Annotated in this window: 23 protein-coding genes, 1 other RNA gene and 1 pseudogene; 12 read left to right on the top strand and 13 right to left on the bottom strand. The window is 65.1% G+C overall.

Going from position 1 to position 24,860, the window contains the following annotated elements; all coding sequences use genetic code 11:
• Both ABFA30_RS01435 and ABFA30_RS01430 read left to right on the top strand, forming a co-directional pair.
• A pseudogene (locus ABFA30_RS01435) lies at nucleotides 1–905 on the top strand (PAAR domain-containing protein); the annotation flags it as partial.
• On the top strand, nucleotides 898–1,296 hold the full coding sequence (locus tag ABFA30_RS01430) for a hypothetical protein (protein WP_225787651.1): 399 nt from the start codon (nucleotides 898–900) through the stop codon (nucleotides 1,294–1,296). The pseudogene ABFA30_RS01435 and the gene ABFA30_RS01430, both read left to right, overlap by 8 nt.
• Nucleotides 1,297–1,739: 443 nt before the next feature.
• Here ABFA30_RS01430 and ABFA30_RS01425 read toward each other — a convergent pair whose 3' ends face one another.
• Genes ABFA30_RS01425 through ABFA30_RS01405 form a run of 5 tightly spaced genes read right to left on the bottom strand, consistent with a single transcriptional unit; the run spans nucleotide 1,740 to nucleotide 6,552 of the window.
• Nucleotides 1,740–2,957: a 2-octaprenyl-3-methyl-6-methoxy-1,4-benzoquinol hydroxylase gene (locus ABFA30_RS01425; RefSeq protein WP_225787652.1), complete on the bottom strand. Its 1,218-nt coding sequence runs from the start codon at nucleotides 2,955–2,957 to the stop codon at nucleotides 1,740–1,742.
• A gap of 9 nt (nucleotides 2,958–2,966) precedes the next feature.
• Complete coding sequence (locus tag ABFA30_RS01420) at nucleotides 2,967–3,449, bottom strand: DUF4442 domain-containing protein (protein WP_225787653.1); 483 nt, start codon at nucleotides 3,447–3,449, stop codon at nucleotides 2,967–2,969.
• Nucleotides 3,446–4,645, bottom strand: a complete 1,200-nt coding sequence (ubiH, locus tag ABFA30_RS01415; RefSeq protein ID WP_410045090.1) for a 2-octaprenyl-6-methoxyphenyl hydroxylase — start codon at nucleotides 4,643–4,645, stop codon at nucleotides 3,446–3,448. The genes ABFA30_RS01420 and ubiH overlap by 4 nt, the downstream gene beginning before the upstream one ends.
• Nucleotides 4,642–5,976, bottom strand: coding sequence for a Xaa-Pro aminopeptidase (pepP, locus tag ABFA30_RS01410; protein WP_225787655.1), 1,335 nt, complete (start codon nucleotides 5,974–5,976; stop codon nucleotides 4,642–4,644). The genes ubiH and pepP overlap by 4 nt, the downstream gene beginning before the upstream one ends.
• 21 nt (nucleotides 5,977–5,997) lie before the next feature.
• Nucleotides 5,998–6,552 carry a YecA family protein gene (locus tag ABFA30_RS01405; RefSeq protein ID WP_253081680.1) on the bottom strand — a complete coding sequence of 185 codons (555 nt, stop codon included), beginning with the start codon at nucleotides 6,550–6,552 and terminating at the stop codon, nucleotides 5,998–6,000.
• A 181-nt stretch (nucleotides 6,553–6,733) separates the two neighbouring features.
• On the opposite strand from ABFA30_RS01405, the gene ABFA30_RS01400 reads away from it, so the two are divergent.
• The 4 genes from ABFA30_RS01400 to ABFA30_RS01385 all read left to right on the top strand — a co-directional run bounded on the left by ABFA30_RS01400 (nucleotide 6,734) and on the right by ABFA30_RS01385 (nucleotide 8,116).
• On the top strand, nucleotides 6,734–6,916 hold the full coding sequence (locus tag ABFA30_RS01400) for a TIGR02449 family protein (RefSeq protein ID WP_041166806.1): 183 nt from the start codon (nucleotides 6,734–6,736) through the stop codon (nucleotides 6,914–6,916).
• Nucleotides 6,913–7,230 carry a cell division protein ZapA gene (locus ABFA30_RS01395; RefSeq protein ID WP_225787657.1) on the top strand — a complete coding sequence of 106 codons (318 nt, stop codon included), beginning with the start codon at nucleotides 6,913–6,915 and terminating at the stop codon, nucleotides 7,228–7,230. The genes ABFA30_RS01400 and ABFA30_RS01395 overlap by 4 nt, the downstream gene beginning before the upstream one ends.
• Nucleotides 7,231–7,247: 17 nt before the next feature.
• A non-coding RNA gene (gene ssrS / locus ABFA30_RS01390) (6S RNA) lies at nucleotides 7,248–7,427 on the top strand.
• Nucleotides 7,428–7,507: 80 nt separating this feature from the next.
• Nucleotides 7,508–8,116 carry a 5-formyltetrahydrofolate cyclo-ligase gene (locus ABFA30_RS01385; protein WP_368816737.1) on the top strand — a complete coding sequence of 203 codons (609 nt, stop codon included), beginning with the start codon at nucleotides 7,508–7,510 and terminating at the stop codon, nucleotides 8,114–8,116.
• A 19-nt stretch (nucleotides 8,117–8,135) separates the two neighbouring features.
• Here the strand turns inward: ABFA30_RS01385 and ABFA30_RS01380 are convergent, their stop codons facing one another.
• Nucleotides 8,136–8,285 carry a hypothetical protein gene (locus tag ABFA30_RS01380; protein WP_225787659.1) on the bottom strand — a complete coding sequence of 50 codons (150 nt, stop codon included), beginning with the start codon at nucleotides 8,283–8,285 and terminating at the stop codon, nucleotides 8,136–8,138.
• 180 nt (nucleotides 8,286–8,465) lie between these two features.
• Here ABFA30_RS01380 and ABFA30_RS01375 point away from each other — a divergent pair, with 180 nt between their 5' ends.
• From ABFA30_RS01375 to ABFA30_RS01360, 4 genes are all read left to right on the top strand, one after another.
• Nucleotides 8,466–8,915, top strand: a complete 450-nt coding sequence (locus ABFA30_RS01375) for an EVE domain-containing protein (protein WP_225787660.1) — start codon at nucleotides 8,466–8,468, stop codon at nucleotides 8,913–8,915.
• 96 nt (nucleotides 8,916–9,011) lie between these two features.
• The gene (locus ABFA30_RS01370) at nucleotides 9,012–9,971 is read left to right on the top strand and encodes an HlyD family secretion protein (protein WP_225787661.1); all 960 of its coding nucleotides are present in this window, start codon (nucleotides 9,012–9,014) and stop codon (nucleotides 9,969–9,971) included.
• Nucleotides 9,968–12,688 carry a ribosome-associated ATPase/putative transporter RbbA gene (gene rbbA / locus ABFA30_RS01365; protein ID WP_410045089.1) on the top strand — a complete coding sequence of 907 codons (2,721 nt, stop codon included), beginning with the start codon at nucleotides 9,968–9,970 and terminating at the stop codon, nucleotides 12,686–12,688. The genes ABFA30_RS01370 and rbbA overlap by 4 nt, the downstream gene beginning before the upstream one ends.
• A gap of 1 nt (nucleotide 12,689) precedes the next feature.
• Entirely contained in the window at nucleotides 12,690–13,802 is a 1,113-nt protein-coding gene (locus ABFA30_RS01360; protein WP_253081682.1) for an ABC transporter permease, read from the top strand.
• On the opposite strand, the gene ABFA30_RS01355 is transcribed toward ABFA30_RS01360, so the two are convergent.
• Nucleotides 13,803–14,207 carry a flagellar basal body-associated protein FliL gene (locus ABFA30_RS01355; RefSeq protein ID WP_225787664.1) on the bottom strand — a complete coding sequence of 135 codons (405 nt, stop codon included), beginning with the start codon at nucleotides 14,205–14,207 and terminating at the stop codon, nucleotides 13,803–13,805.
• Nucleotides 14,208–14,426: 219 nt separating this feature from the next.
• On the opposite strand from ABFA30_RS01355, the gene ABFA30_RS01350 reads away from it, so the two are divergent.
• The gene (locus ABFA30_RS01350) at nucleotides 14,427–15,404 is read left to right on the top strand and encodes an NADPH:quinone oxidoreductase family protein (protein ID WP_225787665.1); all 978 of its coding nucleotides are present in this window, start codon (nucleotides 14,427–14,429) and stop codon (nucleotides 15,402–15,404) included.
• Nucleotides 15,405–15,449: 45 nt separating this feature from the next.
• Here ABFA30_RS01350 and ABFA30_RS01345 read toward each other — a convergent pair whose 3' ends face one another.
• From ABFA30_RS01345 to trxA, 5 genes are all read right to left on the bottom strand, one after another.
• Nucleotides 15,450–16,100: a gamma-glutamylcyclotransferase gene (locus ABFA30_RS01345; RefSeq protein ID WP_225787666.1), complete on the bottom strand. Its 651-nt coding sequence runs from the start codon at nucleotides 16,098–16,100 to the stop codon at nucleotides 15,450–15,452.
• 338 nt (nucleotides 16,101–16,438) lie between these two features.
• Nucleotides 16,439–17,407, bottom strand: a complete 969-nt coding sequence (locus ABFA30_RS01340; RefSeq protein ID WP_225787667.1) for a CDP-6-deoxy-delta-3,4-glucoseen reductase — start codon at nucleotides 17,405–17,407, stop codon at nucleotides 16,439–16,441.
• A complete protein-coding gene (gene ubiD, locus ABFA30_RS01335) occupies nucleotides 17,407–18,873 on the bottom strand; it encodes a 4-hydroxy-3-polyprenylbenzoate decarboxylase (protein WP_225787668.1) in 1,467 nt (488 codons plus the stop codon). The genes ABFA30_RS01340 and ubiD overlap by 1 nt, the downstream gene beginning before the upstream one ends.
• Nucleotides 18,874–19,071: 198 nt before the next feature.
• Complete coding sequence (gene rho, locus ABFA30_RS01330; protein WP_043212134.1) at nucleotides 19,072–20,331, bottom strand: transcription termination factor Rho; 1,260 nt, start codon at nucleotides 20,329–20,331, stop codon at nucleotides 19,072–19,074.
• Between the two features lie 227 nt (nucleotides 20,332–20,558).
• Nucleotides 20,559–20,885 carry a thioredoxin TrxA gene (gene trxA / locus ABFA30_RS01325; protein WP_012274768.1) on the bottom strand — a complete coding sequence of 109 codons (327 nt, stop codon included), beginning with the start codon at nucleotides 20,883–20,885 and terminating at the stop codon, nucleotides 20,559–20,561.
• Between the two features lie 246 nt (nucleotides 20,886–21,131).
• Here trxA and ppx point away from each other — a divergent pair, with 246 nt between their 5' ends.
• On the top strand, nucleotides 21,132–22,634 hold the full coding sequence (gene ppx / locus ABFA30_RS01320; RefSeq protein WP_225787669.1) for an exopolyphosphatase: 1,503 nt from the start codon (nucleotides 21,132–21,134) through the stop codon (nucleotides 22,632–22,634).
• Here ppx and ppk1 read toward each other — a convergent pair.
• Nucleotides 22,621–24,846, bottom strand: a complete 2,226-nt coding sequence (gene ppk1, locus ABFA30_RS01315) for a polyphosphate kinase 1 (RefSeq protein WP_368816221.1) — start codon at nucleotides 24,844–24,846, stop codon at nucleotides 22,621–22,623. The two genes, ppx and ppk1, sit on opposite strands and share 14 nt — an antisense overlap.
• Nucleotides 24,847–24,860 lie beyond the last annotated feature (14 nt).

The raw sequence follows: 24,860 nt of genomic DNA, 5'->3' as shown, positions 1-24,860 counted from the left end.
TGCAAATGCTCAACCCCACGTTCGAGGAGGGGTTCAAGGCGGGAGAGATCTTCGTCATCGGCGACCCGGACAAGGGTGATGCCTGCACCCGTGAGGAAGCCCAGTTGATGGACGCCGCAGAGCGGGCGCGGGAAAAGCTGGAAATACTGGAGCTCGATGAAGCTGATTTCATGATGCGGCATCAGCCTGAAATCGCCGGTTTGCTCAACGGTGCCAGTCAGTCCATGGGCGTAGGCAAGGACATGCTGTCGCATGGACTGGCTCAGGTCAGGGAGACGCTAGTGAGCATCGAACGGCTGCACCAGCAGCAATTCGCCCAGCATGGTCACCTTCGCAGCAACGAGTTCTTCGCGGCTCGCCAGCGCTTGCTAAAGCAGTTGGATGGCCAGTTGAAGGCGGCTTTCCTCAACAAGCAATTGAAACTGGGAAGTTACGAGAGGCTCCGGCGGGAGTTGGGCATTTCTACCAAGAGCCTGGTCCATCACTGGTCGAAGGCGGGCGGGCCGGGGCAGATACCGGGTTATGCGACACATCTGGACGAAGTTTCCAGAGCCGCGAAGTACCTCAAGTACGGCGGCAATATAGCCATTGGATTGGGCGGCACCGCTTCATATTTGAAAGTGCAAGACGTCTGTCGTGCAGGGGAAACGGAAGAGTGTAAGCGGATTCGACTGACCGAGGCAGGTAACTTCACTGGAGGACTCGGGGGTGGGGCACTCGGCGCTGAGCTTGGCGTACTGGCCACTGCCGGCCTATGTGGCGTGTTCTCAGTTGCAACTAGCGGCTTCGGAGCTCCGGTATGCGGCATCGTACTGGTCGGCGGTGGTTCATTGGCCGGAGGACTGATTGGGAATGAGCTTGGCGAGTTGGCCGGTGAATGGATCTATGAGTTCAGTCATGATTGACTTTAACGGCTGGCCGCTCCCGGTGCAGCTTGTTTTCCTGATAGGCCCCCTCGCCACAGGTTTGCTTGGTGTCGCTATCAAACTCCAAGTCGCATGCACTCATGAGTTTCACATCATGCTTGGAGTCATTAAGAGTAGTCCATGGCTTGAACAGCAAAAACGATCTTGGGGTACATCCAGTGTCAGGTCCCGCTGGATGCTCGTTTGTTGTGTTTGCGGTCTGCTCTTGTTCGCAGGCCTTCACATACGAAAAGGGCTGTTGGATGCTGATGAGCTGCGCCACTTTCCCGCAAAGCTAAAGAGAAAATTGTTGATCTCTTCGTGGCTAACCGTGGCTGGATCAGCTTGGATGGTGACCAGCTTTATATTGGTGAAGCTGAGCAAGGCATGACGCTCAAGCTTATGGATACGGAGTCCTATCTCCGTCCCATGTTTCCATATCACGCTTGAGGATGTTCATTCGCTGAAGACTTGGACGTTTTCCCTCAGCCCTTGAAACTTCGCGCTCACGCAGGACGCCTGCTGATGTATACAGGCCTAGCCTTGTGCGCGCTCTTCTATGTTGTGTTCCACTTCACGGCTCCCGCCTCTTGAGCGGCATCCCAATGCCCCTGTCATACACCCATGCTCCAGAATGGATCTGTTCGCGGACAAGAGCCGCCATTTGGGGCCGCTTCGCCGGCAAGCCAGTCCCACATGGCCGTGCAGCCGGCATCATTCGTGATCGACTCGGACCCTGTGGGGACCGGCTTGCCGGCGATGGGCTGCAAAGCAGCCCCAAGACGACATAGCACCGCTTGACTGACGGCCATTGGGGCGTGCCCGAGAATGGCCTCAGGCTTTCGCCAGCTCCGGCAAGTCGCCCGACAGCCCCAGCGCCTGGCGCACGAACAGCGCCTTGGCCTCTGGCATCTGCTCGACCAACTTCAGCCCGCTGTTGCGCAACCAGCGCAATGGCAGTGGGTTGGCCTGGAACAGCCGTTCGAACCCTTCCATCGCCGCCATCAGCGCCAAGTTGTGTGGCATGCGACGGCGCTCGAAACGGCTCAGCACCTTCACATCGGCCAGGCGTTCGCCACGCTCGCAGGCGTGCTCCAGCTCCTCGGCCAGCACCGCGGCATCGAGGAACCCCAGGTTGACGCCCTGCCCGGCCAGCGGATGGATGGTATGGGCCGCATCGCCGATCAGCGCCAGGCCCTCGTCGACATAGCGCTTGGCGTGTCGCTGGCGCAATGGCACGCACAGTCGAGGGTCGGCCTGCAGGACCTGGCCCAGGCGGCCTTCGAAGGCCCGTTCCAGGGCCTGGCAGAAGGCCTGGTCATCCAGTGCCATGAGCTGCTCGGCCTGCTCCGGAGTGGTCGACCAGACGATCGAGCACCACGCCTGCCCGCCATCACGGGCCAGCGGCAGGAACGCCAGCGGCCCCTCGTCGGTGAAGCGCTGCCAGGCTGTGGCCCGGTGCGCCTCACTGCAGCGCACGCTGGTGACGATGGCGTGGTGCAGGTAATCCCATTCGCGTGTCTGGCAACCGGCCAGGCGGCGCACCGCGGAGTTGGCGCCATCGGCAGCCACCACCAGCGTCGAGCGCAGGCGCCGGCCGTCGGCCAGGGTCAGCAGCCACTCGTCGCCGGAGCGGCGCATCTGCTCCAGGCGGGCGTTGGGCAACAGGCCGACGTCGCTGTCGTGCAGGCGCTCCAACAGGCCATCCTGCACCACCCGGTTCTCGACGATATGGCCCAGCACCGGAGCATGCACGCTACCCGCCGAGAAATGGATCTGACCGGTGCCACTGCCGTCCCACACCCGCATGTCCGTATAGGGCGAAGCGCGTCGCCCGGCAATGCCTTCCCAGGCGCCCAGGCGTTCGAGGATGCGCTGGCTGGCCGCCGACAGGGCGCTGACCCGCGGTTCGAACGGCGCCTCGGCGTCGAAGGGCCTGACCGACAGCGGGCTGCCGTCGAGCAGGAGAATCTCCAGGCCGCTATGGCGCAACGCCAGGGCCAGGGCGCTGCCGACCATACCGGCACCGACAATCAACAGATCTGCGCGCATTTCCATGCCTTAGGCGTGCCTCGCTTGCGGCTTGAGCCGCACGTAAAGGGTTTTATCGACCCGCGCCACCAGCTCGCCAGTGCCGTCGCGGATATCGACCTGCAAACGGGGCAGGTATTTCTTGCCGCTGGCGGTCTGCTGGCGGATCTCCTCCAGCAACGCATCGTCGACGTGGAACTCGGCGAACACCGGGCCCTTGCCCGGCGTGATGAAATCGATGCTGGCGGCCTTGTCCCAGACGATGTATTCGCGCCCCAGGCGCTCGATCAGCAGCAGCATGTAGAACGGATCGACCATCGAGTACAGGCTGCCGCCGAACTGGGTACCGACGTAGTTGCGGTTCCAACGGGTCAGGTTCATGCGCACCTTGATGCTGCGCATGTCCGGGCTGATGTGCTGCACACGGATGCCGGCACCCAGGTAGGGCGGGTAGAGGTTGAGCAGCCACCGCAGCATGCGAGCCTTGCGGGCGAGCCTGTGCGAATCGCTCATGCCCTGCCCCGCAGGTCTGGACGGGTGCCCAGGCCCATGGCCTGACGGGCGAACCAGCTTTTCGCCGGCGGCAGCAGGTCGAGGCCGAGCAGGCCGATGTTGCGCCCGGCCGCCAGCAACGGTTGGCTGCTGCCGAACAGGCGAGTGACCTGGTCGGAGAAGCCGATGGTCAGGGCCTGGTCCAGGCGCTGGCGCTGGTGATAGGCCTGCAGGGTGGCCAGGTCACCTGGCAGCGCAGGGCCATCCAGCAGGGCATCGGCCAGGGACTGCACGTCGCGCAGGGACAGGTTGAAGCCCTGCCCGGCGATCGGGTGCAGGCTGTGGGCGGCGTTGCCCAACACCACCAGCTGAGGGCGCACCTGCTCTTCGGCCTCGACCAGCGCCAACGGGTACAGGTGGCGCACGCCGACCTGGCGCAGGGCGCCCAGGCGGTAACCGAAGGCGTCCTGCAGCTCACGCAGGAAGCTACGTTCATCGGTCTCCACCAGACGCTGGGCGTCCATCCCCTGGCGTGTCCAGACCAGCGCGCAACGGTTTTCCGGCAGCGGCAGCAGGGCCATCGGGCCCTGCTCGGTGAAGCGCTCGAACGCCTGGCCACCATGGGCCTCGCCAGGGGTGATGTTGGCGATCAACGCACTCTGGTCGTAGGGGATGCGGCGCACATGGATACCCAGTTGCTCGCGCAGGCCGGAGCGACCACCGTCGGCCAACACTGCAAGGTCGCACTCCAGGTGAGTGTCGTCGTCCAATTGCAGGCGGTAGCCGCCGGCGATGGCCTGCATGGCCTTGACCTCGGCGGGGCAGCGCCAGCTGACCACCTCGGTGTCCAGGGCCTGCCACAGGCACTGGCCGAGCCAGGCGTTCTCCACCACGTAGCCAAGCGCCGGCACGCCTTCTTCGCGGGCATCCAGTCGGGTAGCGCCGAAGCGGCCACGGTCGGACACCTGGATCTGGCTGATCGGCTCGGCACGCTGGCTGATGACCGGCCACAGGCCGAGCTGCTGGTAGATCTGCTGGGTGCCGAACGACAGCGCCGAAGAGCGCGCGTCGTAGCTGGGTTGGAAACTGTGGCCGGGGGCGAAGGGTTCGATCAGCAGGAGTTTCCAGCCCCGGGCCTTGGCCCCGGCCTGCAGGGCCAGGGCCAGGCTGGCACCGACCAGGCCACCGCCGATGATCGCCAGGTTGACCCGGCTCATGCCACGTCCCTGCGTGCGTCAGCCATCAGCGCCTCGATCTCGGCGACGGTCTTGGGGACGCCCGTGGTCAGAATTTCACAGCCTTGCCTGGTCACTACCACGTCGTCCTCGATCCTTACGCCGATGCCGCGCCATTTCTTCGCGACGTTCTGGTTGTCGGGGGCAATGTAGATGCCCGGCTCGACGGTCAGCGCCATGCCCGGCTCGAGCACTCGCCACTGGCCGCCGACTTTGTAGTCGCCCACGTCATGCACATCCATGCCCAGCCAGTGCCCGGCGCGGTGCATGTAGAAGGCGCGGTAGGCCTCGCTGTCGATCAGCGCCTGCACCTCGCCCTTGAGCAACCCCAGCGCCACAAGGCCCTCGGTGATGACCCGCACGGTCGCCTCGTGGGCGTGGTTCCAGTGCTTGCCTGGCGCGATCTCGGCGAACGCGGCCTCCTGGGCCTTGAGCACCAGCTCATAGATAGCCTTCTGCTCCGGCGAGAAGCGCCCACTGACCGGGAAGGTGCGGGTGATGTCGCTGGCGTAGCAGTCGATCTCGCAGCCGGCATCGATCAGTACCAGGTCGCCGTCCTTGAGCGGGGCGTCGTTCTGCTGGTAATGCAGGATGCAGGCGTTACGCCCGGCGGCGACGATCGAACCATAGGCCGGCATCTTCGCCCCGCCCTTGCGGAACACGTAGTCCAGCTCGGCTTCCAGGCTGTATTCGTGCAGCCCCGCGCGGCAGGCCTGCATGGCCCGCACATGGGCCTGCGCGGAAATCGCCGCAGCGGTGCGCATCACCTTCACTTCCGCTGCCGATTTATACAGGCGCATGTCGTGCAGCAGATGATCCAGGGCAACGTATTCGTTCGGCGGCTGGGCACCGAGGCGCGCCTTGGAGCGGATCACATTGATCCACTCCATGAGCCGGCGGTCGAACTCGGGGTTGCTGCCCATGGCCGTATAGACCCGGTCGCGTCCCTCGATCAGGCCCGGCAGGATCTCGTCGATATCGGTGATCGGGAAGGCATCGTCGGCGCCGTAGTCGCGCACCGCGCCCTCCTGGCCGGCCCGCAGGCCGTCCCACAGCTCGCGCTCGGGGTTGCGCTCGCGGCAGAACAGCACGTACTCGCCGTGTTCACGGCCCGGGATCAGGGCGATCACCGCCTCGGGCTCGGGAAAACCGCTGAGGTACTGGAAATCGCTGTCCTGGCGGTACACGTGCTCGACGTCGCGGTTGCGGATGGCGACTGCAGCGGCCGGCAGGATGGCGATGCTGTTGGGGACCATCTGCGCCATCAGCGCCTTGCGCCGACGGGCATACTCGGCCTTCGGGATGTGGCTCATGGGCAGGACTACCCCCAGGTGTCAGTGCAGCGATGGCTTGGGCGCGGGTGCGGCCGGCTTGGCCAGCTCCGTATACAGCAGCAAGGGCGCCACGCGCAGGTACTCCATGACTTCCATGTAATCGCTCTCGCCGTCCTCGGACTCCTCGAGGGCATCCTGGACCTGGGAGATGGCCACCAGGTCCTGCAGCACTTCCTTGGCCTCGCCGGAGAGTTCCTTGCCGCCGGCATTCAGGCCGAAGCCGGTGATGAAGCCCTGGCACCACTGGCCCAGGGCCGCGGCGCGCTCGGCCAGCGGTGCCTCGTCGCCGGGCAGCAGCAGGACCAGGGTGATGTCCTCGCCGGTCAGCTCGGCCTTGACCATTTCCTGCAGGCCGATCAGGGCGTTGCGCACGGCGTCCTCGGCATCGTTCTCCAGCAGGCCGGCGGCGTCGGCCAGCCAGGCGTCGGCATCGAACCCTGCGCCGGCACAGCTGCGGCCGATCAGCAGGCCGTGCAGCTCGGCCGGGGAAACAGGATGGCCATTGCTGGCGAGCAGCGTGGCGAAGGCGGTGTAGGGCGATTGGGTATTGGGCATGGGCAGCTAGGCGCCAGACGGCGCAATGACTAGAATGAAGACCTTGTATCCTAGCACCGGCAGGCGCGCCAAGACCATCGGCACTGGCCGCCGCGGCCCAGGGAGAGGCATGATCGCCTGGTGAGTCCACGATGGAGCGAATCGAGTGCAACCCACGCAAGAGAACGACCTGCAAGCGCTGATGAGCCGATTCGAGTTGCTGATCGAGCGTGTCGAGCAACTAAAACGGCAAAATGCACTCCTACTAGCTCAGGAAAAATCCTGGCGCGAGGAGCGCGCCCACCTCATCGAAAAGAACGAGATCGCGAAGCGCAAGGTCGAATCGATGATCCTGCGCCTCAAGGCCCTGGAGCAAGACTCATGAGTTCAAGCAATAGCGTCACCGTCCAGATCCTCGACAAGGAATATTCGATCATCTGCCCGCCCGAGGAACGCAACAACCTGGTCAGCGCCGCGCGCTACCTGGACGGCAAGATGCGCGAGATCCGCAGCAGCGGCAAGGTGATCGGTGCCGACCGCATCGCGGTCATGGCGGCGCTGAACATCACCCACGAACTGCTGCACCGCCAGGAGCGCCCGGACGTGGCCGGCAACGGCACCACCCGCGAGCAGGTACGCGACCTGCTGGAGCGGGTCGACCAGGCACTGTCCGACGACGCGGATACCAAAATCGGCTGAGATTGGTATACTGGCGCCACTCCCTGGGGGATGCGCCAGTCGGTTATGTCCCTGAGCCGATACGCACAACCACGGGGGTTGCACGCTGGGGCAGGTGTGCATGTCCGCTCGACGGAAAGCCTTAACGCCCCCTGCAATCTCCACCTTGAACTTTCGGGTTCAAGGGCTACACCGACAGCGGTTCCATCGGGGAGCCTGAATTCCGCCTTGCCCGCCTTCCCGGCGGGCAATTCGTCTGGCCGCAGCGGCGGCCGGCACCTCTGGGAACGCCTGTGCCATGACCGACACCGCGCCGCTCACCCGTCCTCAACTCCGTCGCCTGCTCCGTAATGCCCGCCGCGCTCTCACCCCGGCCCAACAGCGCCAGGCCTCCCTTGGCCTGTACCGCCAACTGGCCCAGCATCCACTGTTCCGCCGTGCCCGGCACATCGCCCTGTACCTACCCAACGACGGCGAGATCGACCCGCGCCTGCTGCTGTGCGAGGCCCAGCGGCGCGGCAAGCGTACCTACCTTCCGGTGCTGCACGCCTGGCCGCGCACGCGCATGGTGTTCCAGCGTTTCGAGCGTGGAGAAAAACTGCGCCCCAACCGCTTCCGCATCCCCGAGCCGCTGACCGATCGCAAGCGCCAACGACCGATCTGGTCACTGGACCTGATCCTGCTACCCTTGGTGGGCTTCGACGAAGTAGGCGGCCGGCTGGGCATGGGCGGTGGCTTCTACGACCGCAGCCTGGCCTATCAGGCGCGGCGCAAGGCGTGGAAGAAACCGTTGCTGCTAGGGCTGGCCCATGAATGCCAGAAGGTCGAGCGGCTGGCCCAGGCCAGTTGGGATGTGCCGCTCAAGGGAACGGTCTCGGACCGTGGCTGGTACTTGGCGCCGAACTGAGCGGCGCCAGCGAAGGGGGTCAGCGTTGCTGCTGGGCGGGATCGACCGGCATCTGGTAGGCAGCGTCCATCTTGCGCTCCCAGAAACTCTGCGCATAACCGGTGGTGACGACACCCAGGCCGAAGATGAAGACCAGGATCCAGAGCAAATCCGGTTTGCGTTGGTTCATCGATGAATGCCCCCCTAAGGCAAACTGTTCAGGCTCGGCAACCTTCTTGGTGTTGCCGGAGCGTCTAGCTTTAAAATCGGCGCATTTTCCGACAACGTGCGACGACACGCAAACGTTGACGCCAACCGACCGTCGGTTTAGTGGGCCAGGTTATTTCAAATTTTGTCAGGAGCAGCATCCATGGCCTATTGGCTGATGAAATCCGAGCCCGACGAGCTCTCCATCGACGCCTTGGCACGCCTCGGGCAGGCACGCTGGGACGGGGTGCGCAACTACCAGGCGCGCAATTTCCTGCGGGCCATGAGCATAGGCGACGAGTTCTTCTTCTACCACTCCAGTTGCCCGCAACCGGGTATCGCCGGCATCGCCCGGATCATCGCCGCGGCCTACCCCGACCCCACCGCGCTCGACCCGCAGAGCCCCTACTTCGATGCCAAGGCCAGTGCCGACAAGAACCCCTGGAGCGCAGTGGACGTGGCCCACGTGAAGACATTCGGCCAGGTTCTGGGCCTGGGCCTGCTCAAGCAACAGGCCGCCCTGGCCGAACTGCCGCTGGTGCAAAAAGGCAGCCGCCTGTCGGTGATGCCGGTCACCCCACAGCAGTGGGCGGCCATCCTCGCGCTGGGCTGAACCTGCGACTATCGTCAGTGGCTTGACCAACATCAAGGCGCACGGCGCGGCCCTGCGTCACTATCGGGTGTGCAATACAGCAGGGACGCAGCCTCGATGAGCCGATACGCACCGAAACTCTTTGCCACTGCCCTGCTCGCCCTGTTGCTGGCGGCGGGCGGCCTGGGTTACTGGAAATCCCTGCACGATCGCCTGCCCGAAGGCGTGAGCATGGGCAACGGCCGCCTCGAGGCCACCGAAGTGCAGATCGCCAGCAAGGTCCCGGGGCGCCTGGCCGAAGTGCTGGTCGATGAAGGCGACAGGGTGACCCGCGGCCAACTGCTGGCACGCATCGATACCCGCACGCTGGAGGCCCAGCGCAGCCAGGCCGAGGCCGAAGTGCTGCGGGCGCGGGAGAACCATGCCGCCGCCGTGGCCAACGTGCAGTTGCGCCAGAGCGAGCGGTTGCTGGCCAGCCAGGAGCTCAAGCGGGTCCGTGAGATCTACCAGCGCAAGTTCGCCAGCCAGCAACTACTCGACCAGCAGCAGGCCCGCTACGACACCGCCAACGCCGCAGTCGTCGCCGCCCGCGCCCAGCTGGCGGCGATCAAGGCCGCCATCGGTGCCGCCGAGGCCCAGGTGGCACAGCTCACCAGCGAAATCGACGACAGCAGCCTGCGCGCGCCCATCGACGGCATCATCCAGTTGCGCCTGGCCGAGCCCGGCGAAGTGCTGGGCGCCGGCGGCCGCGTGCTGATGCTGATCGACCCGAGCGACCAGTACATGAACCTCTACCTGCCCGCCTCTACCACCGGTCGCCTGACCGTCGGCGACCCGGCGCGAATCGTGCTCGATGCCCTGCCGGGGCAAGCCTTGCCGGCGAAGGTAGCGTTCGTCGCGGCCAAGGCGCAGTTCACCCCCAAGCAGGTGGAAACCCGTGACGAGCGCCAAAAGCTGGTGTTTCGGGTCAAGCTGCGCCTGACCGAGCCCAGCGCCGTGCCCCAGGCCAAGCCAGGCATGCCGGGCGCCGGCTACGTGCGCACGGCCGACGTGAACTGGCCGGCCGACCTGCAATGAGTGCTCCGGCGCTGGTGGCCGAGGGCATCAGCCACCGCTACGGCGACCTGGTCGCCTTGCAAACCCTGGGTTTCAGCCTACCGGCCGGCACCCGCTGTGGCCTGATCGGCCCAGACGGTGCCGGCAAGTCCACGCTGCTAGGGCTGATCGCCGGGGTCAAGCGCCTGCAGCAGGGCGAGTTGCAGGTGCTGGGCGGCCCGATCCGCCGACGTCGCCACCGCAACCAGCTCTATCCACGGGTCGCCTTCATGCCCCAGGGTCTGGGCAACAACCTGTACCCGGAGCTGTCGATCCGCGAGAACATCCGCTTTTTCGCCACCCTCTTCGGCCTGGGCCGCGCCCAGCGCGAACAACGCATGGCCAACCTGCTGCGCGCCACCGACCTGGAGCGCTTCGCCGATCGCCCGGCGGGCAAGTTGTCCGGCGGCATGAAGCAGAAGCTCGGCCTGTGCTGCGCGCTGATCCACGAGCCCGACCTGCTGATCCTCGACGAACCGACCACCGGCGTCGACCCGCTGTCCCGCCGGCGCTTCTGGGAGCTGGTCGAGCAGGTCCGCGCGCAGCGCCCGCAGCTGACCCTGCTGGTGGCCACGGCCTACATGGAGGAAGCCGAGCAGTTCGAACATTGCCTGATGCTCGACGGCGGTCGCCTGCTGGCCGCCGGCCCCAGCCGCGAACTGGCCGCGGTGACCGCCAGCGGCAAGCTGGACGATGCCTTCACCTATTTCCAGGACGGCAAAGGCGAGACGGCCGAGCCCTTGAGCATTCCGCCCCGCCAGGCGGACGATGGGCCGGTCGCCATCGAAGCCCACGGCCTGACCCTGCGCTTCGGCGACTTCACCGCCGTGGACAAGGTCAGCTTCGCTATCGGCCGTGGCGAGATCTTCGGCTTCCTCGGCTCCAACGGCTGCGGCAAGACCACCACCATGAAGGTGCTCACCGGCCTGATGCCGGCCAGCGAAGGCAGCGCCAACCTGCTCGGCCGGCCGGTGGACGCCCGCGACCTGGCCACCCGCAAGCGGGTCGGCTTCATGTCCCAGGCCTTTTCCCTGTATGGCGAGCTGAGCGCCCGACAAAACCTCGAGCTGCACGCCCGCCTGTTCGACCTGCCCAAGGCCGACAGCACCCCGCGCATCGCCGAACTGCTACAGCGCTTCGGCCTGCAGGCCATCGCCGACCAGCCCTCCGGCGCCCTGCCCCTGGGCCTGCGCCAGCGCCTGTCGCTAGCGGTGGCGGTGCTGCACCGGCCCGAGGTGCTGATCCTCGACGAACCGACCTCCGGCGTCGATCCGGCCGCCCGCGATGACTTCTGGCGGTTGCTGGTCGAGCTGTCGCGAGAGCAGGACGTGACTATCTTCCTGTCCACCCACTTCATGAACGAAGCCCTGCGCTGCGACCGTATCTCGCTGATGCACGCCGGCCGGGTCCTGGCCTGCGACACGCCTGCCACCTTGCAGGCGCAGTTCGCCGGCGCGACGCTGGAGGACGCCTTCGTCCGCTGCCTGGAGCAGGCCCAGGAACAAGGCCAGCAGGCATCGACCAATGCCACCCTGGAGCAGGCCGAGGACGCCACACGCCCGTTGCGCCAGGGCTTCAGCCTGCGCCGGCTGCTGGCGGTGGCCAGCCGCGAGGGCAAGGAACTGCTGCGCGACAAGGTCCGCCTGGCCTTCGCCTTGCTGGGTGCGCTGTTCATGATGGTGATCTTCGGCTACGGCATTTCCCTGGATGTGGAAAACCTTGCCTTCGCCGTCTATGACCAGGACCAGAGCCCGCAGAGCCGCGCCTACCTGGAAGCGTTTCGCGGCTCGCGCTACTTCGCCGAGCAGGCGCCGATCCGCGATGCCACCCAATTGCACCAACGCCTGCAGCGCTCGGAGATCAAGCTCGCCCTGGAGATCCCACCCGGCTTCGGCCGCGACCTGCATGCCGGCCGCCAGCCGGTGGTGGCAGCCTGGCTCGACGGTGGCATGCCGTTTCGCGCCGAGACCAGCCGCAACTACGTGGAGGCGGTGCACCAGGCCAACCTCGAGCAACTCGCTGCGCTGAGCTCACAACCGCAGCCTCGGCAGGCGCCGGTCAGGCTGGAGACACGCTTTCGCTACAACCAGGACGTGGTCAGCGTGAACGCCATCGGCCCTGGCGTCATGGCGCTGATCCTGGCGTTCATCCCGGCCATGCTCACGGCCCTGGGCATCGTCCGGGAAAAGGAACTGGGCTCGATCACCAACTTCTACGCCACGCCCCTGACTCGCCTGGAGTTCCTGCTCGGCAAGCAGGCCCCCTACCTGGCGGTGAGCCTGGTCAACCTGGCGCTGCTGGTGGCGATGAACCGCTGGCTGTTCAGCGTACCGCTCAAGGGCAGCCTGCCGGCCCTGGCCTGCGGCGGTTTCCTGTACCTGCTGGCGACTACCAGCCTGGGTCTGCTGATCTCGGCCTTCACCCGCACGCAGATCGCAGCGATCCTCGGCACCATGATCATCACCAGCCTGCCGACCATCCAGTTCTCCGGGCTGATCGTGCCGCGCTCGTCGCTCGATGGCGCCGCGGCGCTGATGGGCCAGTTGTTCCCGGCCGGCTACTTCCTCGACATTGCCGTCGGCACCTTCACCAAGGCCCTCGGCCTGCGCGAGCTATGGCCACAGTGCCTGGCCCTGCTGGGCTTCTTCGTCGCCTTCAGCGGCCTGAGCCTGGCCATGCTGAAGAAGCAGGAAGCCTGACATGCACCGCCTGCACCATACCCTGCGCCTGGGCCTGAAGGAGCTGACCAGCCTGCGCCACGACAGCGTGCTGCTGCTGTTTCTGCTGTACGCCTTCAGCGTGGCGATCTACATGCCGGCGGCCGGCTCGGTGATCGGCGTGCACAACGCCAGCGTGGCGGTGGTCGACGAGGATCGCAGCCAGGTCTCGCGCAAACTGGCCGAATCGCTGCAACCGCCCGAGTTCCAGCCCGCCGTGCCACTGGCCCTGGACCGCCTCGACCAGGCCATGGACAGCGGCCAGTACACCTTCGTGATCAACGTGCCGGTGAACTTCCAGGGCGATCTGCTGGCCGGGCGCTCGCCCGAGCTGCAGATCAACGTCGATGCCACGGCCATGAGCCAGGCGTTCATGGGGGCGGGCTACATCGGCCGGATCTTCGAGCGCGAACTACTCGACTACGCCGGCGGCACCGCCGCAGCCAGCCCGGCGACGATCAGCCCGCGGGCGCTGTTCAATCCCAACCTGGAAGGTGGCTGGTTCCTGGCGGTGATCCAGATCGTCAACAACATCACCATCCTGGCCATCATCCTCACCGGCACCGCACTGCTGCGCGAGCGCGAACATGGCACCCTGGACCACCTGCTGGTGCTGCCGCTGACAGCGCTGGAAATCATGCTGGCGAAGATCGGCAGCAACGCCCTGGTGGTCGTGCTGTGCACCTGGGTATCGCTCGAGGTGGTGGTCAAGGGGGCGCTGGGCGTGCCGCTGGCCGGGTCCATGGGCCTGTTCCTGGGCGTGACCGCCCTGTACCTGTTCGCCAGCACGGCACTGGGCATTTTCCTCGCCACCCTGGCGCGCTCGACTCCGCAGTTCGGCCTGCTGGCGATCCCGGTGATCATCCCGATGCTGCTGCTCTCCGGCGGCAGCACACCGCTGGATAGCATGCCGCAGTGGCTACAGTGGGTCATGCAGGGATCGCCCTCGACCCACTTCGTCAGCCTCGGCGCGGCAATCCTGTTCCGCGATGCCGGGCTTGCGGTGGTGTGGCCGGATGTCCTGGCCCTGGCTGTGATCGGCCTGGTGTTCTTCAGCGTGGCCCTGGCGCGCTTTCGCCGCAGCCTGACCTCCTGATCACTGCACGATCAGGTTGTTGAACAGCAGGTCCTCGACGATCGGCTTGCCCTCCTCGGCCTCCATGACCTGCTGGACCTGCCTGAGCGCTTCCTGGCGCAGCTGCTCCTTGGCCTCGACGCTGTTCATGTTGTCCACGCCCTGCTGGGTGAACAACGCCACCAGTTGGTTGCGGATCAGCGGCTCGTGGTGCTTGACCGCCGCCGCTGCGGCATCGCCGGACACGCGCAGGGCCACATCGGCCTTGTACACACGCAGCCTGGGGCTGCCGTCGAGGGCGTAGTTGCCGACGAAGGGCGGGCTCAGGCTGATATAGGAAACCTTGGGCTGCCCATCCTTGGCGTCCTCGGCCAGGGCCGCAGCTGGCAGCAGCAAGGCCAGCACCATCAAGATCCACGCTTTCACGAATTCGCTCCTCAATACAGTTGGCGCCAGCTTACCCAGCACATCGTCCAAACCCAAGCCGCTGCTTGGCAGCCCTGGCCCCCGGCTCATGCTTGCCCTTCAGGTCAATGTCGAACCGATGCGGGGCTTATGTCGGCCCATCAGGGCGGGCCATGCTCGTTGACCGGGCACCTGCCCCTCCTACACTTATCGGCCACCACACGCAAAGGAATAGCCCCGATGAAAGCCGTATTGTGCAAAACCCTGGGCCCGGCGCGGGACCTGGCCCTGGAAGAGGTGGCGAGCCCGGAGCCGAAGAGGAACGAAGTCCTCCTCGACGTGCACGCCGCCGGGGTCAACTTTCCCGATACCCTGATCATCGAAGGCAAGTACCAGTTCCAGCCACCCCTGCCGTTCTCGCCGGGTGGCGAGGCCGCCGGAGTGGTCGCCGCCGTGGGCGAGAAGGCCGGCGCCTTCAAGGTTGGCGACCGGGTCATGGCCCTGACCGGCTGGGGCGCCTTCGCCGAACAGGTGGCCGTGCCCTTCTACAATGTGCTGCCCATTCCCGAGGGCATGGACTTCACCACCGCCGCCGCCTTCGGCATGACCTACGGCACTTCGATGCATGCGCTGAAACAACGCGGCCAGCTCAAGGCCGGCGAGACCCTGCTGGTGCTCGGCGCCTCCGGTGGCGTCGGCCTGGCGGCAGTGGAAATCGGCAAGGCCATGGGTGCGCGGGTGATCGCCGCCGCCAGCAGTGCCGAAAAGCTCGCCGTGGCCAAGGCCGCTGGCGCCGACGAGCTGATCGACTACGGTCAGGCGAGCCTCAAGGACGAGATCAAGCGCCTGACCGGCGGCCAGGGCGTGGACGTGATCTACGACCCGGTCGGTGGCGAGCTGTTCGACCAAGCCGTGCGCGGCCTGGCCTGGAACGGCCGGCTGCTGGTGGTGGGGTTTGCCAGCGGGACCATTCCGCATTTGCCGGTGAACCTGGCGCTGCTCAAGGGGGCTTCGGTGGTGGGAGTGTTCTGGGGGGCCTTCGCCCAGCGCCAGCCTGAGGACAATGCTGCCAACTTCCGCCAGTTGTTCGCCTGGCATGCCGAGGGCAAGCTCAAGCCACTGGTGTCGCAGACCTATCCGCTGGCCGAGGCCGGAACGGCCATCGAGCGGCTGGGGCAACGGCAGGCGGTGGGCAAGCTGGTGGTATTGACCCGCTGAGCGCTGGGGCCTTCAATTGTCGGCGACGGGCCGCAAAGCGGCCTGTCAGACCTCGCGCAGGTTATGGCAGCGTCGAAACCGCGCCTCCAGGTTGCGATCCGGCATCTGGTGGTGGCGCAAGGCGTTCAAGGTCTGCTCGACATACTCGCGGGTACTGCCGAAGCGGCCCTTGGCACTGGCCAGGATCTGGCTGAACAGGGTATCCGGCAGATTACCGGCATAGCACGGCAGATGCCGCTCCAGGACGAAGCCCAGGGCCTGGACCTTGCTGCCATCGCCCAGCCGGCAATTGAGCCAATGAGGCCGATACGCGGGGTAGGGCATCTCCCGTTGCCACAGGGCCAGCAACGAGTCCTCCAGGCCGTTCTCGTCCAGGCGGTAGGCGAACCCGCTGCACGAGCCGCCACGGTCGAGTCCGAACACCAACCCTGGGCACTCCGGCGTGCCGCGATGTTCGTGCGACCACAGGTACAGGCCGCGATGATAGCCATGCACCCGGGCTCGCTGGCGTTCGACCGCATTGCATTCCGGCCGCCAGATCAGCGAACCATAGGCGAACAACCACACCGGGCCGCCTTCGTGGCGCGCCATGGTCATTCTCATGGAGTTGAGCAATTGCTCGCGGGTCAGTTGCTGGCCGAAATCGAGCGACGGTGGATAGGTGATCTGCCAGGGTGAACTTTCAAGTGCCGACATGCGCTGCCGCCATTATTCAACGTGAACTATCGAAGTGCTGCCCTGCAACTCCTGGACATTCAGAAAGCCATGTTTCGCGGCATGCCGGCTCTCGCCCGGATGCGGGCGAGCCTGGCGCCATGGGAGCTGCGTCGAGAACTGGTCTGTAACGTAAGACAGACGCCATCGACACTTCAAGCCCTCGCCACAAGTTTAGTGCACACTTCCGACCATTGGTGCCGATTGTTTCGAGCCGCGTGAAAGTTATTAACCCGCGCAGCAACAATAAGCGGCTTATACTCTTCGTTGGCAACTTTGGTTATTAAGCACGGCACGCCATTGCGGCGAGCCGTTCATCTTCAACCGCGCGGCGCGTAGGCGAATACGTCGGCACGCATGCGGTGGGCATCCATGCCAGCCTCGACCAGGGCATCGAGAGTGGCGTAGACCATGGTCGGTGAACCGCTGGCATAGACATGCACCTGGTTCAGGTCGCCGATGTCCTCGCAGACGGCTTCATGCAGCAAGCCGCAGCGCCCTTCCCAACCGCACAGGTCGCTGACCACCTTGTGCAGGAAGAGATTCGGCAGGCGCTCCCACTCGTCCCAGTGCTCGATCTGGTAGAAGTCCTCAGGCCGTCGCACCCCCCAGTACAGGTGCACCGGGTGCTTGAAACCCTGGGCGCGGCAGTGCTCGACCAGGCTGTGCATCTGGCCCATGCCGGTGCCAGCGGCGATCAGCACCAGCGGGCCATCGGGCAGCTCGGCCAGGTGGGCATCACCGAAGGGCAGTTCGATACGTGCCACGCGGTCACGCTGCAGTTGCTCGATCAACTGGCGGGCACTGTTCTCCCGCACCAGCACATGCAGCTCCAGCTCGCGCCCGGCATGCGGGGCCGAGGCCAGTGAGAAGGCCGCCTTGCCCGCGCCCTCACGCTCGATCATCAGGTACTGCCCGGCGTGATAGCGTGGTGGCTTGCCGGCTGGAGTGCGCAGCCGCACGCGCCAGACATCGCCGCCTACCTCCACGCACTCGCTCAGGGTGCAGGCCAACGTGCGCACCGGCAGCTCGCCCAGGGCCAGCACACCGTCCCAGAGCAGCACGCAGTCTTCCAGCGGCTCGGCGATGCAGGTGAACAGCTCGCCATGATCGCGGACCTGGCCATCCTGGCGCACGCGCCCTTCCACCAACAACGCCGCACAGGCATGGCAGTTGCCGTTGCGGCAACTGCTCGGGCAGTCATAGCCCAGGCGCCGTGCCGCATCCAGAATCCTTTCCCCGGGTTCGAGTGCCAGTACCGCTCCGGACGGCTGCAAGGTTACCTGCATCAATCTATTCCCAACTGATCCCACAGCTCATCGATACGGCGGGTGACGGCCTCGTCCTTGACGATGGCGCGGCCCCATTCGCGTGTAGTCTCGCCCGGCCACTTGTGCGTCGCGTCCAGGCCCATCTTCGACCCCAGCCCCGATACCGGCGACGCGAAGTCCAGGTAGTCGATCGGCGTGTTGTCGATCATCACCGTATCACGCTTGGGGTCCATGCGCGTGGTGATGGCCCAGATCACATCGTTCCAGTCACGGGCGTTGATGTCATCGTCGGTGACGATAACGAACTTGGTGTACATGAACTGTCGCAGGAACGACCACACGCCCAGCATCACACGCTTGGCGTGACCCGGGTACTGCTTCTTCATGGTCACCACCGCCATGCGGTAGGAACAGCCCTCAGGCGGCAGGTAGAAGTCGACGATCTCCGGGAACTGCTTCTGCAGGATCGGCACGAACACTTCGTTCAGCGCCACGCCGAGGATCGCCGGCTCATCCGGCGGACGCCCGGTGTAGGTGCTGTGGTAGATCGGCTTGCGGCGGTGGGTGATGCGCTCGACGGTGAACACCGGGAAGGTGTCGACCTCGTTGTAGTAGCCGGTGTGGTCGCCGTAGGGGCCTTCCGGTGCGGTCTCGCCCGGGTGGATCACGCCTTCGAGGATGATCTCGGCAGTGGCCGGCACCTGCAGGTCGCTGCCGCGGCACTTGACCAGCTCGGTGCGGTTGCCACGCAGCAGCCCGGCGAAGGCGTATTCGGACAGGGTGTCCGGCACCGGGGTCACGGCACCGAGGATGGTCGCCGGGTCAGCCCCCAGCGCCACCGCCACGGGGAACGGCTGGCCGGGGTGCTTCTCGCACCATTCACGGTAGTCCAAGGCGCCGCCACGGTGGCTCAGCCAGCGCATGATGACCTTGTTGCGGCCAATCAGTTGCTGGCGGTAGATACCCAGGTTCTGGCGGTCCTTGTTGGGGCCACGGGTGACGGTCAGGCCCCAGGTGATCAGCGGCGCCACGTCGCCCGGCCAGCAATGCTGGATTGGCAGCTGGGTCAGGTCGACGTCCTCGCCCTCGACCACCACCTCCTGGCACACCGCGTCCTTGACTACCTTCGGTGCCATGGACACGACCTTCTTGAAGATCGGCAGCTTCGACCAGGCATCCTTCAGCCCTTTCGGCGGCTCGGGCTCCTTGAGGAAGGCCAGCAGCTTGCCGATCTCGCGCAGTTCGTCGACCGACTCGGCGCCCATGCCCATGGCCACCCGCTCCGGGGTGCCGAACAGGTTGCCCAACACGGGTATGTCGAAGCCCGTGGGCTTTTCGAACAGCAGCGCCGGGCCCTTGGCGCGCAGGGTGCGGTCGCAGACTTCGGTCATTTCCAGGACGGGGGAGATCGGAACCTGGATGCGCTTGAGTTCACCGCGCTGCTCCAGGCCTCGGATGAAGTCGCGCAGGTCGCGATACTGCATGCATGAGCCTCGTGGTTGGCCGTATCGGTCGGGGTTGCAGAGTGTAGCGCCGTTCAGGGCCCAATGGCCAAAAATGACTTGGGGCCGCTTCGCGCCCTTCGCAGGCAAGCCCGCTCCCCCAGGTTCGTGCAATCCCTGTGGGAGCGGGCTTGCCCGCGAAGGGCTGCGAAGCAGCCCCAATTCACTGTGCGGTGGTGCTTATTTGCGCTTCATCGACAGGAAGAACTCGTCGTTGGTCTTGGTCTGCTTGAGCTTGTCGACCAGGAACTCGATGGCAGCGACTTCGTCCATCGGGTGCAGCAGCTTGCGCAGGATCCACATGCGCTGCAGTTCGTCGTCGGCGGTCAGCAGCTCTTCGCGGCGGGTACCGGACTTGTTGATGTTGATGGCCGGGAACACGCGCTTCTCGGCGATGCGGCGGTCCAGCGGCAGCTCCATGTTGCCGGTGCCCTTGAACTCTTCGTAGATCACCTCGTCCATCTTCGAGCCGGTCTCGACCAGCGCGGTGGCGATGATGGTCAGCGAACCGCCTTCCTCGATGTTGCGGGCGGCACCGAAGAAGCGCTTGGGCTTCTCCAGGGCGTGGGCGTCGACACCACCGGTCAGCACCTTGCCGGAGCTCGGGATGACGGTGTTGTAGGCACGGGCCAGGCGGGTGATGGAGTCGAGCAGGATGACCACGTCCTTCTTGTGCTCAACCAGGCGCTTGGCCTTCTCGATCACCATCTCGGCGACCTGCACGTGGCGGGTCGGCGGCTCGTCGAAGGTCGAGGCGACCACTTCGCCGCGCACGGTGCGCTGCATCTCGGTCACTTCTTCCGGACGTTCGTCGATCAGCAGCACGATCAGGTGGCATTCGGGGTTGTTGCGGGTGATGTTGGCCGCGATGTTCTGCAGCATGATCGTCTTGCCGGCTTTCGGCGGGGCGACGATCAGGCCGCGCTGGCCCTTGCCGATCGGGGCGCACAGGTCGATGACGCGGCCGGTGAGGTCTTCGGTGGAACCGTTGCCGGCTTCCATCTTCAGGCGCTCGTTGGGGAACAGCGGCGTCAGGTTCTCGAACAGGATCTTGTTCTTGGCGTTTTCCGGGCGGTCGAAGTTGATGGTGTCGACCTTCAGCAGGGCGAAGTAGCGCTCCCCTTCCTTCGGCGGACGGATCTTGCCGACGATGGTGTCGCCGGTGCGCAGGTTGAAGCGACGGATCTGGCTGGGCGAGACGTAGATGTCGTCAGGGCCGGCCAGATAGGATGCATCCGCCGAACGCAGGAAACCGAAACCATCCTGGAGAATCTCCAGCACGCCGTCACCCGAGATCTCTTCGCCGCTTTTCGCGTGTTTCTTCAACAGGGCGAAAATCACGTCCTGCTTGCGCGAACGGGCCATGTTTTCGATGCCCATCTGTTCGGCCATTTCCAGCAGATCGGTAATCGGCTTTTGCTTGAGTTCAGTCAGGTTCATAAGGGGAGTGACGTAATCATGTAAGAAGGGAGAATTAAGCTTCTGGCTTAATGAAGCCGCGCCGCGAGATGGCGACAGGATCGCGTACTGATTCGAATTAGGAGTGCGTCGGCGACGGCGTGCAGAGGGCACTGAAGGAACAGTGCGAGGCCGAATGTAACACTTGCTTTTTTCGGCGTCTAGTGCTCGGAAAAAGAAAAGCCCCGCAGTTGCGGGGCCTTTTCACATCACAGGTGGGCGTCGAGGAACGCGGCCAGCTGCGACTTGGACAGGGCACCGACCTTGGTGGCCTCGACGTTGCCGTTCTTGAACAGCATCAGGGTCGGGATACCGCGCACGCCATGCTTGGCCGGGGTTTCCTGGTTCTCGTCGATGTTCAGCTTGGCGACGGTCAGCTTGCCCTCGTAGGTGGCGGCGATGTCGTCCAGGACCGGAGCGATCATCTTGCATGGGCCGCACCATTCGGCCCAGTAGTCGACCAGCACCGGGCCTTGAGCCTGCAGAACGTCGGCTTCGAAGCTGGCGTCGGTGACATGTTTGATTTTGTCGCTCATGGAAATCTCCAAGGTCGTAAGCAATAAAAAACGTTGCCCATCATAGCCGCACCTACGCCCTACAGGAAGTCACGGCCGATTGAGTGTAACTATAGTTGTGCAAGACACCGCGAATCGAAACTGTCACACGGCTGTCATAGCATTCCAACACACCTTGCCTTGCATCAAGCCTTGCAATGCCATGCGTTGGCGTCCGTCCACGATCGTGGCACGATTGCCGGGTTATCGACCGAGAACATCGAGATCATGCCGCATACCACCGCGAAGAACCTGTCTTTGATCGCCGCCATCGACCTTGGCTCCAACAGCTTCCACATGGTCGTGGCCAAGGCCCACCACAGCGAGATCCGCATTCTCGAGCGGCTGGGGGAAAAGGTTCAGCTGGCCGCCGGCATCAGCGAGGAGCGCCAGCTCAGCGAAGAAGCCATGCAACGCGGCCTCGAGTGCCTCAAGCGCTTCGCCCAGCTGATCAACGGCCTGCCCGCCGGCGCCGTGCGCATCGTCGGTACCAACGCCCTGCGCGAGGCGCGCAACCGCAACGAATTCATCCAGCGCGCCGAAGCCATCCTCGGCCACCCGGTGGAGGTCATCTCCGGTCGCGAGGAAGCGCGCCTGATCTACCTGGGCGTGTCGCACACCCTGGCCGATACCCCTGGCAAGCGCCTGGTCGCCGACATCGGCGGCGGCAGCACCGAGTTCATCATCGGCCAGCGCTTCGAGCCGTTGCTGCGCGAAAGCCTGCAGATGGGCTGTGTCAGCTTCACCCAGCGCTATTTCCGCGACGGCAAGATCACCCCGGCGCGCTACGCCCAGGCCTACACCTGCGCACGCCTGGAACTGATGAGCATCGAGAACGCCCTGCACCGCCTGACCTGGGACGAGGCCATCGGCTCTTCCGGCACCATTCGTGCCATCGGCGCCGCCATCAAGGCCGGTGGCCTGGGCAACGGCGAGGTCAATGCCGAAGGCCTGGTCTGGCTCAAGCGCAAGCTGTTCAAGCTCGGCGAGACCGACAAGATCGACTTCGACGGCGTCAAGCCAGACCGCCGCGCCATCTTCCCGGCGGGCCTGGCGATCCTCGAGGCGATCTTCGACGCCCTCGAGCTGCAACGCATGGATCACTGCGAGGGCGCCCTGCGCGAAGGCGTGCTGTACGACCTGCTGGGCCGTCACCACCACGAGGACGTGCGCGAGCGCACACTCAATTCGCTGATGGAGCGCTATCACGTCGACCAGGGCCAGGCGGCGCGGGTCGAGCGCAAGGCCCTGCATGCCTTCGACCAGGTCGCCGAGGCCTGGGGGCTGGAGCAAGGCAACTGGCGTGACCTGCTGAGCTGGGCGGCGAAAGTCCACGAAGTGGGGCTGGACATCGCCCACTACCACTACCACAAGCACGGCGCCTACCTGATCGAGCACTCCGACCTGTCCGGCTTCTCCCGCGAGGACCAGCAGATGTTGGCCCTGCTGGTACGCGGCCACCGCCGCAACATCCCCAAGGACCGGTTCGCCGAGTTCGGCGACGAAGGCATCCAGCTGATCCGCCTGTGCGTGCTGCTGCGCTTCGCCATCCTCTTCCACCACATCCGCGGTACCCAGCAGATGCCGAAGGTCGTGCTGCAGGCCGGCGAAGGCAGCCTGGACGTGGTTTTCCCCGACGGTTGGCTGGAACAGCACCCGCTGACCCAGGCCGACTTCGCCAACGAGGCGCAGTGGCTGGACCGGGTCGGCTTCGTCCTCAGCGTACGTTGAGGACCGGGTTGCTCAGGCGCTCCAACAGGGTCGCCTGGGCATTGCGCGGGTTCTGGTTGCCGGTCGGCGTACTGCGCACGTAGCGGCCGTCCGGCTGCAGGATCCAGGCGTGGGTGTTGTCGGTCAGGTAGCTTTCCAGCTCCTTCTTGACCCGCAGCAGCAGCTTCTTGCCCTCCACCGGGAAGCAGGTCTCGACACGCTTGTCGAGGTTGCGCTCCATCCAGTCGGCGCTGGACAGGAAGATCTGTTCTTCGCCGCCATTGAGGAAGTAGAACACCCGCGTGTGCTCGAGGAAGCGGCCGATGATCGAGCGCACCTGGATGTTGTGCGACACCCCGGGGATGCCCGGCCGCAGGCAGCACATGCCACGCACCACCAGGTCGATGCGCACGCCGGCCTGACTGGCCTTGTACAGCGCACGGATGACCTTGGCGTCGGTCAGCGAGTTGAACTTGGCGATGATGTGCGCCGGCTTGCCTTCCTGGGCGAACTGGGTCTCCCGGGCGATCATGTCGAGCATGCCCTTCTTCAGGGTGAAGGGGGCGTGCAGGAGCTTCTTCATGCGCAGGGTCTTGCCCATGCCGATCAGCTGGCTGAACAACTTGCCGACGTCCTCGCAGAGGGCATCGTCGGAGGTGAGCAGGCTGTAGTCGGTATACAGGCGGGCGTTGCCGGCGTGGTAGTTACCCGTGCCCAGGTGGGCGTAGCGCACGATCTCGCCCTGCTCGCGGCGCAGGATCAGCATCATCTTGGCGTGGGTCTTGAAGCCGACCACACCGTAGATCACCACCGCGCCAGCCGCTTGCAGGCGGCTGGCCATCTGCAGGTTGGACTCTTCGTCGAAACGCGCGCGCAGCTCGATCACCGCGGTGACCTCCTTGCCGTTGCGCGCCGCATCCACCAGGGCGTCGACGATTTCCGAGTTGGCGCCGCTGCGGTACAGGGTCTGGCGCACGGCGAGCACGTGCGGATCCTTGGCGGCCTGGCGCAGCAGGTCGATCACCGGGGTGAAGGACTCGAACGGGTGCATCAGCAGCACGTCCTGCTTGCTCACCACGCTGAAGATGTTGTCGGCGTTCTGCAGCAGCTTGGGGATGCCCGGGGTGAACGGGGTGTACTGCAGCTCCGGATGGCTGTCCAGGCCAGTGATGCTGAACAGGCGGGTCAGGTTGACCGGGCCGTTGACCTGGTACAGCTCGCTCTCGCTCAGGCTGAACTGCTTGAGCAGGTAGTCGGACAGGTGTTTCGGACAGGTGTCAGCCACCTCCAGGCGCACGGCGTCGCCATAGCGGCGCGAGAACAGCTCGCCGCGCAGGGCTCGGGCCAAGTCCTCGACATCTTCCGAATCCAGCGCCAGGTCGGCGTTACGGGTCAGGCGGAACTGATAGCAGCCCTTGACCTTCATGCCCTGGAACAGGTCGTCGGCATGGGCGTGGATCATCGACGACAGGAACACGTAGTTATCGCCCGGGCCACCGACCTCCTCCGGCACACGGATCACCCGTGGCAACAGGCGCGGCGCCGGGATGATGGCCAGGCCCGAATCACGGCCGAAGGCATCGACACCCTCGAGTTCGACGATGAAGTTCAGGCTCTTGTTGACCAGCAACGGGAACGGGTGGGTCGGGTCGAGGCCGATCGGGGTGATGATCGGCGCGATCTCGTCACGGAAGAAGCGGCGCACCCAGGTCTTGAGCTTGGGCGTCCAGTAGCGACGGCGGATGAAGCGGATCTGGTGTTTCTCCAGCTCCGGCAGCAGCACATCGTTGAGGATCGCGTACTGGCGCTCCACCTCGCTATGCACCAGGTCGCTGATCCGCGCCAGGGCCTGGTGCGGCTGCAAGCCGTCGGCGCCGGCCTGCTCGCGGGCGAAGGTGATCTGCTTCTTCAGGCCCGCGACGCGGATCTCGAAGAACTCGTCCAGGTTGCTGGAGAAGATCAGCAGGAACTTCAGGCGCTCGAGCAGCGGGTAGGACTCGTCCAGCGCCTGTTCCAGCACGCGGATGTTGAACTGCAGCTGGGAAAGCTCGCGATGAATGTACAGGCTGCTGTCGTCCAGGCTCGGGATGGCGATCGCCGGAGCCGGCGCGGGCGCCGGTGCCTCGGGGGCGGGCTCCGGAGCCGTCGGCAGGTCCGGCGGCGTCTGTACCATCTCCTCGGGGATCGCCTGGGCGTCCTTGATCTCGACAGGGGTTAGCACTTCATTATTCATCTGACGTTCCTGGA

Origin of the sequence: Pseudomonas sp. HLMP (assembly GCF_046365545.1) — a bacterium.
GTDB lineage: Bacteria > Pseudomonadota > Gammaproteobacteria > Pseudomonadales > Pseudomonadaceae > Aquipseudomonas > Aquipseudomonas guariconensis_B.
Note: the sequence above shows the minus strand (reverse complement) of the source record. Positions and strands in the feature narration are given on the sequence as shown.

Coding starts and splice junctions, on each gene's coding strand:
- ubiD (WP_225787668.1), bottom strand. CDS start 18,873: ATGCAGTATCGCGACCTGCGCGACTTCATCCGAGGCCTGGAGCAGCGC.
- ABFA30_RS01425 (WP_225787652.1), bottom strand. CDS start 2,957: ATGCGCGCAGATCTGTTGATTGTCGGTGCCGGTATGGTCGGCAGCGCC.
- ABFA30_RS01375 (WP_225787660.1), top strand. CDS start 8,466: ATGGCCTATTGGCTGATGAAATCCGAGCCCGACGAGCTCTCCATCGAC.
- ABFA30_RS01360 (WP_253081682.1), top strand. CDS start 12,690: ATGCACCGCCTGCACCATACCCTGCGCCTGGGCCTGAAGGAGCTGACC.
- ABFA30_RS01420 (WP_225787653.1), bottom strand. CDS start 3,449: ATGAGCGATTCGCACAGGCTCGCCCGCAAGGCTCGCATGCTGCGGTGG.
- ppk1 (WP_368816221.1), bottom strand. CDS start 24,846: ATGAATAATGAAGTGCTAACCCCTGTCGAGATCAAGGACGCCCAGGCG.
- ubiH (WP_410045090.1), bottom strand. CDS start 4,645: ATGAGCCGGGTCAACCTGGCGATCATCGGCGGTGGCCTGGTCGGTGCC.
- ABFA30_RS01340 (WP_225787667.1), bottom strand. CDS start 17,407: ATGCAGGTAACCTTGCAGCCGTCCGGAGCGGTACTGGCACTCGAACCC.
- pepP (WP_225787655.1), bottom strand. CDS start 5,976: ATGAGCCACATCCCGAAGGCCGAGTATGCCCGTCGGCGCAAGGCGCTG.
- ABFA30_RS01345 (WP_225787666.1), bottom strand. CDS start 16,100: ATGTCGGCACTTGAAAGTTCACCCTGGCAGATCACCTATCCACCGTCG.
- trxA (WP_012274768.1), bottom strand. CDS start 20,885: ATGAGCGACAAAATCAAACATGTCACCGACGCCAGCTTCGAAGCCGAC.
- ABFA30_RS01400 (WP_041166806.1), top strand. CDS start 6,734: ATGAGCCGATTCGAGTTGCTGATCGAGCGTGTCGAGCAACTAAAACGG.
- ABFA30_RS01395 (WP_225787657.1), top strand. CDS start 6,913: ATGAGTTCAAGCAATAGCGTCACCGTCCAGATCCTCGACAAGGAATAT.
- ppx (WP_225787669.1), top strand. CDS start 21,132: ATGCCGCATACCACCGCGAAGAACCTGTCTTTGATCGCCGCCATCGAC.
- ABFA30_RS01350 (WP_225787665.1), top strand. CDS start 14,427: ATGAAAGCCGTATTGTGCAAAACCCTGGGCCCGGCGCGGGACCTGGCC.
- ABFA30_RS01405 (WP_253081680.1), bottom strand. CDS start 6,552: ATGCCCAATACCCAATCGCCCTACACCGCCTTCGCCACGCTGCTCGCC.
- ABFA30_RS01385 (WP_368816737.1), top strand. CDS start 7,508: ATGACCGACACCGCGCCGCTCACCCGTCCTCAACTCCGTCGCCTGCTC.
- ABFA30_RS01380 (WP_225787659.1), bottom strand. CDS start 8,285: ATGAACCAACGCAAACCGGATTTGCTCTGGATCCTGGTCTTCATCTTC.
- rbbA (WP_410045089.1), top strand. CDS start 9,968: ATGAGTGCTCCGGCGCTGGTGGCCGAGGGCATCAGCCACCGCTACGGC.
- ABFA30_RS01430 (WP_225787651.1), top strand. CDS start 898: ATGATTGACTTTAACGGCTGGCCGCTCCCGGTGCAGCTTGTTTTCCTG.
- ABFA30_RS01370 (WP_225787661.1), top strand. CDS start 9,012: ATGAGCCGATACGCACCGAAACTCTTTGCCACTGCCCTGCTCGCCCTG.
- rho (WP_043212134.1), bottom strand. CDS start 20,331: ATGAACCTGACTGAACTCAAGCAAAAGCCGATTACCGATCTGCTGGAA.